Origin of the sequence: Candidatus Accumulibacter sp. ACC005, from assembly GCF_907163215.1 — a bacterium.
Taxonomy (GTDB): Bacteria; Pseudomonadota; Gammaproteobacteria; order Burkholderiales; family Rhodocyclaceae; genus Accumulibacter; species Accumulibacter regalis.
In genome coordinates this window covers 160162-169014 of record NZ_CAJQUB010000009.1, presented here as the reverse complement: position 1 = coordinate 169014, position 8853 = coordinate 160162, and the positions used below count along the sequence as shown (strand labels likewise).

8 protein-coding genes are annotated in these 8853 nt (G+C 59.4%); 4 read left to right on the top strand and 4 right to left on the bottom strand.

Annotation, left to right across the window (positions count from 1 at the left end):
* Nucleotides 1-1005 precede the first annotated feature (1005 nt).
* From QZ613_RS11680 to QZ613_RS11665, 4 genes are read right to left on the bottom strand one after another with little or no spacing between them, the layout of a single operon-like run.
* On the bottom strand, nt 1006-1560 hold the full coding sequence (locus QZ613_RS11680; RefSeq protein WP_291982603.1) for a hypothetical protein: 555 nt from the start codon (nt 1558-1560) through the stop codon (nt 1006-1008).
* A gap of 59 nt (nt 1561-1619) precedes the next feature.
* A complete protein-coding gene (gene traD / locus QZ613_RS11675; protein ID WP_291982601.1) occupies nt 1620-3440 on the bottom strand; it encodes a conjugative transfer system coupling protein TraD in 1821 nt (606 codons plus the stop codon).
* On the bottom strand, nt 3437-3703 hold the full coding sequence (locus tag QZ613_RS11670; protein WP_291982599.1) for a hypothetical protein: 267 nt from the start codon (nt 3701-3703) through the stop codon (nt 3437-3439). Before QZ613_RS11670 ends, traD begins: the two co-directional genes overlap by 4 nt.
* A 23-nt stretch (nt 3704-3726) precedes the next feature.
* A complete protein-coding gene (locus tag QZ613_RS11665; protein ID WP_291982596.1) occupies nt 3727-4143 on the bottom strand; it encodes a hypothetical protein in 417 nt (138 codons plus the stop codon).
* 1012 nt (nt 4144-5155) lie between these two features.
* On the opposite strand from QZ613_RS11665, the gene QZ613_RS11660 reads away from it, so the two are divergent.
* From QZ613_RS11660 to QZ613_RS11650, 4 genes are all read left to right on the top strand, one after another.
* Nucleotides 5156-6043, top strand: coding sequence for a replication protein RepA (locus tag QZ613_RS11660; protein ID WP_291982594.1), 888 nt, complete (start codon nt 5156-5158; stop codon nt 6041-6043).
* A gap of 309 nt (nt 6044-6352) precedes the next feature.
* Nucleotides 6353-6805 (top strand): sigma factor-like helix-turn-helix DNA-binding protein, encoded by a 453-nt coding sequence (locus QZ613_RS21170; RefSeq protein WP_366144458.1) that lies wholly within the window; start codon nt 6353-6355, stop codon nt 6803-6805.
* Nucleotides 6806-6914: 109 nt separating this feature from the next.
* Nucleotides 6915-7160: a hypothetical protein gene (locus QZ613_RS11655; protein ID WP_291982592.1), complete on the top strand. Its 246-nt coding sequence runs from the start codon at nt 6915-6917 to the stop codon at nt 7158-7160.
* Nucleotides 7161-7966: 806 nt separating this feature from the next.
* The gene (locus QZ613_RS11650) at nt 7967-8710 is read left to right on the top strand and encodes a toll/interleukin-1 receptor domain-containing protein (RefSeq protein ID WP_291982590.1); all 744 of its coding nucleotides are present in this window, start codon (nt 7967-7969) and stop codon (nt 8708-8710) included.
* The last annotated feature ends 143 nt before the right edge of the window (nt 8711-8853 follow it).

The window sequence follows — 8853 nt, the reverse complement described above, 5'->3', positions numbered from 1 at the left end:
GAATGGATCCTCCTGTCGATGACCACACCAGCGTCGACGTCGCTTGCCCGCCGCACGATCAGTTCCCATTCCCTTGAGCACGCCCGAATTGAAGCCGAGGAAGTGGATGCCGAACATGCCCTTTGCGTGACCATTACAGCAGCCAGCGATTGCCCATCCTCGGTCTGCCGGACGAATGGCCGTGGGGCGCGGCCCCGTTTGTCCCTCTCTGGGTCTCTGGATACCCACCACGGGCAAAGACTGTTCAACCGCCGCTGATGCTCCGCTGCTGTGGTTGTCGACTTCCCGGCGAGGGTCACCACCGGCAGGCGTCGTACGGGTCGACGTTGCGCGCGCCATAGAACTCGTGGACCGAGGCCAAAATTGCGCAATAAAGACAGAACGTGTCTCTGTCTGAGCAAGGCTTCCCCGACGCATTTCGCCGTCGCGTTGATGTCTGTTTTTGTCGCTTTAAGAACAGGCGCAGTTGATCGCGCGCAGTAGGCGCGGGACTCTGAAAGCTGGCGGCATCCCTTCTCTGCCGGCGCGCGGCGCGGATCGTCCGGGTAAGACCATGTTCATCATTTCCAGCAGCGGTGGCGTCCACCACGGGTGGCAATAGCCATGAACGGGGCAAATCGCTGCCGTTCATATCAAGCGCCGGCGAGACCGCGAAGTCGCCGGCTTGGCCTGCACGCCGTAAGCGAATTACGTGGCATCTGCGCTGTTGTTCATGTTGCAGACGCCTGCCGACATCTTGTGGAGGCAGTCGGAGCGAAACCGACGGTGCCGAGAGGTGTGGGCGGCCACCGTATGGCCGAGCTCGGCAGGCCCTCCTGGCAGAGGTTGCGCCGAATGGTGGCGGCGCCAGTGGGTAGTTGCTGTTCTTTTCTCATCAAGTGAGAAGCATAGGACATTTGGCGCTGCGCCGAAACGTCTTGCTGGGTCACGAGGAACCGTCACGCACGCCCCTTGTGCGAGCCGTACCGCCCCTGACGAAGCTGACCTGTCCCGCAGGCAATCGCCTCAAAGCCGCTTCTGCAAATTACTCACCCACAGCCACAGCGCGTACGAGATCGAGACGATCAACAAGGGTGGCAGCAACGAGGGCATCGGCAACGGCACGATCATCCAGACGGCAAGCCCCACCAGAACGGCCCAGAGCACGCGCACCCCGAGGCTGTGTCGGATCGGGCTCTGGGCCACGAAGGAATACTTCCGGATTTCCCGCACGAGCTGGCCGTCGCTGTAGGCCGCCATCACCAAGGGAATGCCTGGTACCAGCCATCCCATCAACACTTGTAGCGGTAGGCGACCAGGCCGATCCACAACCAGGTCGCGACGATCCGGCCCTGCGCCCAAGCGCTGAGGTCGGAACTCCCAAAGGGTCCCTGCCCTGTCGATTGAGCGTCGATGATGAAGCTTGCGAAAATCCGACGCCAGCGATTTTTCCATATCGTCCAGGGTACGACCGTAGACATCGCTCTCACCCTTGCCAGCAATCGCGTAGACCTCCGCCCGTTCGGCGATCCAGGCATTGCGGATCGCCGTCGGCGGAATGAACGCCCAGGTGGCCGCCATGAGCAGAAACAGTGCGACGGCGACGAAGGTACTCCAGGCGTTGTCGGTGCGCGCAGGCCTCATGGCTGCGTCAGGAGGATGGGAAACCGTCCCTTGAGCGTCCGGCCGCCAGAAAGCCGAGCGATGAAATGCAGTGGTGGCAGTTCACCCAGCATCGCCGCCGGAAAAAATTCTGCCTCCGCCTCCATGATCTGTTCCTGATAAGACGCGGTGTAGTTGTCCTGCACGTGGCTATCGACATTGTGTCCGTAGCGCAGGGCCATCGAACGCACCTTGATCTGCGGCATGCCTTCGGCCAGGTATTTCTGCGTTTCGGAATCCAGAACGCGCAGGGCGATCTTGTTGTTGGTGTTGGCGAGCACCTGGCGTGCCTTGTTTTCGTCGCCAAGTCGGCTGGCAAAGTCGGCAAAGGTCTGCGTGGCGATGGTCACCCGGAAATCCGCGCCGCCGCCCTTGTTCATGAGTTGAATGGCCGGCTGGTTGAGGACCTCGGCGGCTTCGTCGATGAAGAGATTGACCGGCGTCAGCGAATCAATCCCGTAGTTGTAGCGGTCGCCCGCCACAGCGGCGAGATCGGCCAGCAGGATGGAGCCGATGGCGCTGCCCACCGTCGAGTCGGCCAGCGAATCCAGACCGATGTAGACCACCTTGTTGCCGTGGATGATCTTCGACATGTCGGTCACCAGCCGCTCGTGGCCCGGCTCGAAGTCCGGTGACAGAAGCGCCTGCAGGGGCTCACTGGTGAGCATCGAGAGAATCGGGATCAGGGACGCCACCATTTTCTGGAAGTGCTCGCGATTGTGCTCGTAGGTCGAGATCAAGCCATCGAGATCCACGGACTGCGCTTCATGGATGGCGATCTCCCGGTAGAAGGCGATGTAGGCTTCCAGCAGCCGATCCTTGTAGCGCCGGATATGGGACGCGGCCCGGCTTTCCCAGTCCTTCACCTGGCGGGTGAAGTGAACTTTCAACGCCCGCTGCAAGAGGCTCTCGGGTCCGCCTTCGACATACCGTCGCAGCTGCACCAGATTGGGCCGATGGCCGGTGGCGATCATGCCGTTGGTGATGTCGTTGAGCACTTTCCAGCCGAAGGCCGTGAACGGGTCGGCGCCGGTTTCCGAGGGGATCAACGCCGCCACGCGGCTGGCCAGCTCGGTCTTGCGGTTCCAGTTGCGCAAGGGATCGATGCACGCCGACCGGTCGGGATGCGCCGGATGAAAATACACGAAGCGCTCCCCTGCCCCGCTGGCGTCACACGCGGCGCGGGCATTCCTGGCCAGCGCGTGATCGCCCTTCGGATCGATGATGATCACTGTCTCGCCCCGGAAGATCGCCTGGGCGATGAGCAGATCGAACAGGCGTGTCTTGCCGACACGGGTCGTGCCGACGATCAGGGTGTGCCCGACCAGGTGGGCGAGTTCCGAATAGAGATCGTCTTCGGGAGCAAGGCCATGGACCCAGTACGCGCCTTCGGTCTGTTGGGCCGCTTTTCCGAGCGTCCTGACGACGCCGAGTGAAATGAGGGTATGCAGCTTGCTTGCCTCGATGTCGGTCCAGGGAAACCCTGTTCCCAGCCAGAGCGCCTGCCGTTGAGCGGCCTGAAGGGCCTTCTTTTCGAGTTCCCCGAGATCAATGAACGCCTTGCCGAACGAGCGCAGACGCGAGGCATCGAGCAGCCGCTGGTAGGCCTGGTAACCGCGGCAGGCCGCGGCCAGGGCACATCCGACGGCAAGCAGCGCCGAGAACTGGGAGAACAACGGAACCGCCCGGGAGAAGGCGATGATCAGGGCCGACGCGAGCGCCCAGACAAGCGCCATTTTGGCTTCAAAATTGGGGCGCCACGGGACCTCGAAGTCGTAGGGCGAGGAGACGACCATCATGCGCGCCTCCACGATGGCGCCGACGGATGGCCGGCACGCTTTCTTCTGTCGCGCGTTTGGGCGTGTGCCGTGACCCGCTTCGCAGGATCGATCGTCTGGTCGGGCTGGATCGTCGGCGCGGCGAAGGCGATGGACTGATCCAGGTCGGGCCGGCGATCGGCGTCGCAGTCATCCCTGACAAGCCGCGGCTCAGGGAACTGGCCGCCCGATCCTGTGCGCATCATTGCACTGAGGTCGATGACCGGCGTTTTCATCGAAGGCAAGCGGCGCTCGATGCTAACCGGCGTCAGCGCCCTGCCGCCGCGCCCGCATCGTTCGCCTGGAAAAGCAGGTGCATGACGGCAACGCCGGCCCAGATCGCTACCGGCCATTCGGCCGCTGGAATCCAGATCGTGAGCACCAGCAGGCCCTCGATTCCAATCGACAGCAGGGCGAGAGCGCCGGCAAACCGACGATTGAAAATCCTGCCGTGTCTGGACACGGCGAGAATGAATCCCAGCCAGACCACGGCGCTGAGGACGGCTACGTCCAGCGACCGGCCCCTGACGAGCTGTTCCGTCAGGCCGCCAAGAAGTGTCGCGCCCATAGCCAGCCAGACAAAGCCTGCCGAGTCCGGCATGGATTTCCAGTCGCCACGAAGACTCAAGAGGCGCCAGCAATGCGACGCCAGTGATGTGATCAGTCCGGTTTGTTCGTTGCGCATGTTCTTCTCCTCCGTAATGAGCGCCCTGCAACGTCCCGCTCCACCGCGAGCGGCGCCGATCGAGACGCTATCCAGAACGATTCTACGGATGGCTGAAAAAATGCAAGTCCCCGAAAAGCGTCCTTTCGGACCGCTTTTCGGAAAAAGTTATCCACAGAAATCGCCCTTCGGAGAAGTTATCCACGTGAAACCTGTCTCAAACGCCATTCGCCGCAAACCCAGGCTACAAGGGGCTTCCAGAGGAGGGGAAAAGTTATCCACGTGAAACCTGTCTCAGTTAACGTGAAACCTGTCTCATAACGACGTGAAACCTGTCTCACGACCTCGGCTACAGGCCTTGCGTGGCAAGGCTTTGAGGGGGGTCTACAAGTAGTTAACAAGTAAATTAAAGTAATTTACAAGTAAAGGGCGGTCGCGCCTGTGGATAACTACGTGGCGCCGCGCCGTTCGAGCCGCAGAAGAACCCACGCGCCGAGTGACGTGCAGCGGAATCGAGGTCGAAAAGGGCAACAAAAGCGAAAAGCGGCCTACCAGGAGAAAAACCACGGTCGTGGCAATCAGGCGGGGATAGCCAGATCGGTACCTCACCGCGACAGGGTTTTGCAGGGTGTGAAACGGTCACCGTGCAGCGTGCTGCCTGAGAAGCCTTCACGCCACCACCGCGCAAGACGTCTCGCTGCGCGTAGGACCCACGAGCGGCAAACGATCAGCGTCAGCGACCACCAAACGCACCGTCACCACCCGGGATCTCGACTGTGGATTTCGAATCGTCCGATTCCACGGCGATACAGGCTGCCGCGCACCGTAGCTCCGCGGCCCATAGCCCTTCGCGACCTGACGTCTTCCCGCTCCTTGCGTCCGAAAAGCCACTTTTCTGGACGCTTTTCGCCTGCACCGAGGAGCGGCAGGGTGCAACAGTGACGGCATGCGAACCAGCCCCCAATCCCCCCTTCTCGCGATTCCATCCCGGCGGCCTTACGTTCCGTCCGGCATCCCGGGATGCGGCATTCCCGTGACCAGGGTCGCGCGCGCCGACAAGCTGATGTCCATCGCTTCCGAGATTAGCGATGTCGAGGTCGATGCCGAGTCGCTCGCGTTCATGGGCCAGGCGCTGGTTCAGACCACCTTGCCGCACACCGACCCCGGCGTGTCATCCTTCGAGCGGACGAGCGGTGCCGTGTCTCTTTCGATTATCGCCGACCCGAAAATCGGCCTGCCCTTCGGCACGGTTCCCCGGCTTGTTCTGGCATGGATCTGCACCGAAGCCGTGAAGACGAAGTGCCCGCGGCTGGACCTCGGAAGAAGCCAGAAAGAGTTCCTGCACAAACTCGGCATGCGAACCGATGGCCGCGATGGGCAGCGGCTCCGCGAGCAGTCCATGAAGCTGTTTTCTTCGGTGCTATCGATCGTCTTTCAAAAACAGGGGCGGTTTTGTCTGCAAAGCATGGCGATCGCCGACGAGGCTTTTTTCTTCTGGGATCCCGAACGGCCTGACGACCAGAGGCGCTGGAAGAGCACCCTCAAGCTATCGGGGGCGTTCTTTCGCAACATCACCGAGTCGCCGGTGCCAATCGACATGCGTGTGCTGCACGCGCTCTCCCAGTCGCCGCTGGCGATGGACATCTACTCCTGGCTGGTCTACCGCATCTTTGTCCTGCGCGTCACCCGTCACTCCAGTGCCCTCATCCCCTGGCAGTCGTTGAAGCGGCAATTCGGCGCCGACTACAGCGATACCCCACGCGGCTTGCTGGACTTCAAGAAGCGCTTTCTCCAGCGGCTGGAGGAAACCTTACTGTTCTACCCGGAGGCCGCCGCCACGGCCGAGAAACCGGGGCTCCTGGTGGCGGCCAGCCGCTTGCATATTCGTCATACCGGCGGTGCTCGGTTGTCTTCGCTGTAGGCCTGAGTATCCGGCACCCTGTCGATCGAAACACCCTTCTTCGCCGCGCGCTGCTGCGAGTCGTTCCAGTCGACCGGGCAATCGGAAAGGTTGGCGATGGGAGGACCTGGCAGGGCTCCAGCCTCACGGAGCAACACGTCTTGACGACGCTCTGTCGCCCACTACAATCGTCATGCGTGGCACCCACTCCGCGCCGGCATTCGATGCGGTCTGCGGCGAGCACAAAAACGAACCGATAGACGGGGTGATTCCAGTGCGGCTGATCAACGCCATGCGTTGCACAACCAAGGTGACAAGGACCCAAGGGCGATGGCGGCCAATCTACGGCAGCGAGTGACCGCGGTGAACGGTTTGTTGGCCGCGGTGTATGGAGAGGACACTCGACTCAGCGTCGTGCTCGAACGACTCGGTGCGAGCGCAGAGGAGATCGGACACTTCCGGGAACACGCCGTCGCTGAAGCGTGCGACGGAGTGGTCGACGCGGTGAGCACCTGCTTTCAGGGCCTCCGGACTGGAAACCGCGACTTCCTTGTCCTGTCCCGCCGCCTCGGGCTGGATGGCAACGTAGCCACGTTGCAGGAAGTTGGCGATGAACTTGGCGTCACGAGGGAGCGCGTCAGGCAGCTGGAAGAACGCGCACGCCGGAAGTGTCGGGCTTCGAGAAATCGGGATGCGGTTGAAGCATGTCTCCTGGAAATCCTTGCCTTGACGCGCAGGCGTAGCCTCAGCCGCAACCCGAGCGCGCCCGACGAAGGGCTCTGAGCCGGGTAGCCCAAGAACCTCGTTCGGCGGAGCGATGACGGAAACGAGTGTGATGGTTGATGATGGGCACACCGTAGCCGAGGGCGTTGCTCCTCGCTAAAATGATGAAATGTCCAAAAAGCCACCGCCCTCAACCCCGGAAATCAACCGCCTCAGGGCCGCCGCAGCGCTCATCCCCATTATCGAATCTGGTCTGGCCGACTCACGACTCTCCGTCGAACGGGCAGCGCTCATGGCTTCTTTCTGCGAATGGACGGTAGAACGGCCCTTCGACGATCCAAGCGTGGCCAAGTTAGCGGAAACCGTCGACGGTGGCTTGAAACGTATCAAGATGGTGCTGTCGTCAACCGCGTGAGAGCTGTCAGCCATCGGGGTTGCGCCACCGTGTGGATTTTGGGCGGAGAGAATAGCAATAGCACCCTCAAAGCTGATCGGCACGGATCGGGTTACGGCCAGGAGCACACGGTCGCGATTTCTCTTAGAAGCCGACATTGAATTGGAGCGATCAGCCATAAGCAGTCATTCGGCGGCGCATCTGACTTTCTTGTCTGACCGGCCGCTACGTGGCGCGAAGCAGCCGGTGGGCGCAGGATGGCGTCGGTCGGCAGCCGGCCAGGAAGAGACGGTGGGGAAGTCGGCGGAAAGCAGTCATTGAACCGCTCTGGGTGTATGCTATCCACCTAGCACCGGGAAGTGCGGGTTTTCACAATTTTTTAACACTATATATAATCCCTATGGATACGGCGCAATGCTAGGTACGGTAACGCTTGCAGGATTCCGAGCCACGACGAGTTTGGGAGCAGACGCCAGAGTTATGCCGCTAAATTATCTTTAGCCAACGCATTTGAGCTAAATCGCTACGCGCTGGTGCTTATTATCAAAGGCCGCGGACCAACCGGCCGAGCGCGTGTGTTGCCAGGTGACTCCTGCTCGTCGCGGTGAAATACTTCTCAAGGCATGCACAATGCCTCCCTGGTTTCGCGTTATATCAAAATCGCATATGCCTTTGTTTATTCCCCATCGGGCGGTTGTCGGGGCACTTTAGTCAGGCGAGGTTTTTCTGCCGCGAACCGCCAGAGATTGAGCAGGGCGCTTCTGCGGCAGCAGATACTCACTATTCCTTATGCAATATAGCGCGATCGCAATTAGGACTGTTTCGAAATGACGCCACCTAGAGTATTTATATCATATTCACACGACTCCGCAGAACATAAAGGCTGGGTGTTAGAATTTGCCACGACACTCCGGAATCGGGGGGTAGACGCAGTTCTTGATCAGTGGGACTTAAAGCCGGGTGATGATCTTCCTCACTTCATGGAAACTGAACTGGCAAGGTGCGACTATGCCATAATTGTTTGCTCAGAAACTTATGTGACCAAAGCTAACGCTGGCAAGGGCGGGGTTGGGTACGAAAAGATGATCGTAACCGCTTCACTTCTTGAGAGAATTGACGGCAACAAGATTATCCCAGTAGTGAGGCAATCATCAGGGCCGGTTCTCCCCACATTTCTTAAATCTAAGCTATATGTAAATTTTTCTAATGATTCTGAAGTGGAGTATTCGCTTGATGAACTCTTGAGGACACTCCTTAATGCTCCTCTATTCGAAAAACCTGCAATTGGGTCAAGCCCGTTCAAGCCGTTACATGGTGCAAAGCCAGATAGGACAGCGGACGGACTTAAAGCTGCAATGACAACTGTCGCGCAAGCATTTGAGAAGAGTCATTACCCTGCATTGAGTGTTTCGCAGATATTGAACTTCACTGACATGCACCGCCTTAAACTGGAGCGCTACCTGAGTCAAGCAAAGTCAGAAGGGTTGGTCTCGATCAATAGCATTGGAAAATATATAGTCACAGATGATGGATTCACGTATTTGGTAAATCATGGAATCATCGATGCATAACAAATAAAGATAAGTTGTGAAAAGCCACGATCTGATCCGTTTGTTTGGGCGTCCGCTTCTCCAAATCCTCAATTCTTCGCATCGGGTCGTGAAAGGACTATTTGATTCCATTTGTCATGAAGCAGAACTATCGACCAAGACTA

Coding starts and splice junctions, on each gene's coding strand:
- QZ613_RS11665 (WP_291982596.1), bottom strand. CDS start 4,143: ATGCGCAACGAACAAACCGGACTGATCACATCACTGGCGTCGCATTGC.
- QZ613_RS21170 (WP_366144458.1), top strand. CDS start 6,353: ATGGCGGCCAATCTACGGCAGCGAGTGACCGCGGTGAACGGTTTGTTG.
- QZ613_RS11650 (WP_291982590.1), top strand. CDS start 7,967: ATGACGCCACCTAGAGTATTTATATCATATTCACACGACTCCGCAGAA.
- QZ613_RS11655 (WP_291982592.1), top strand. CDS start 6,915: ATGTCCAAAAAGCCACCGCCCTCAACCCCGGAAATCAACCGCCTCAGG.
- traD (WP_291982601.1), bottom strand. CDS start 3,440: ATGATGGTCGTCTCCTCGCCCTACGACTTCGAGGTCCCGTGGCGCCCC.
- QZ613_RS11680 (WP_291982603.1), bottom strand. CDS start 1,560: ATGGCGGCCACCTGGGCGTTCATTCCGCCGACGGCGATCCGCAATGCC.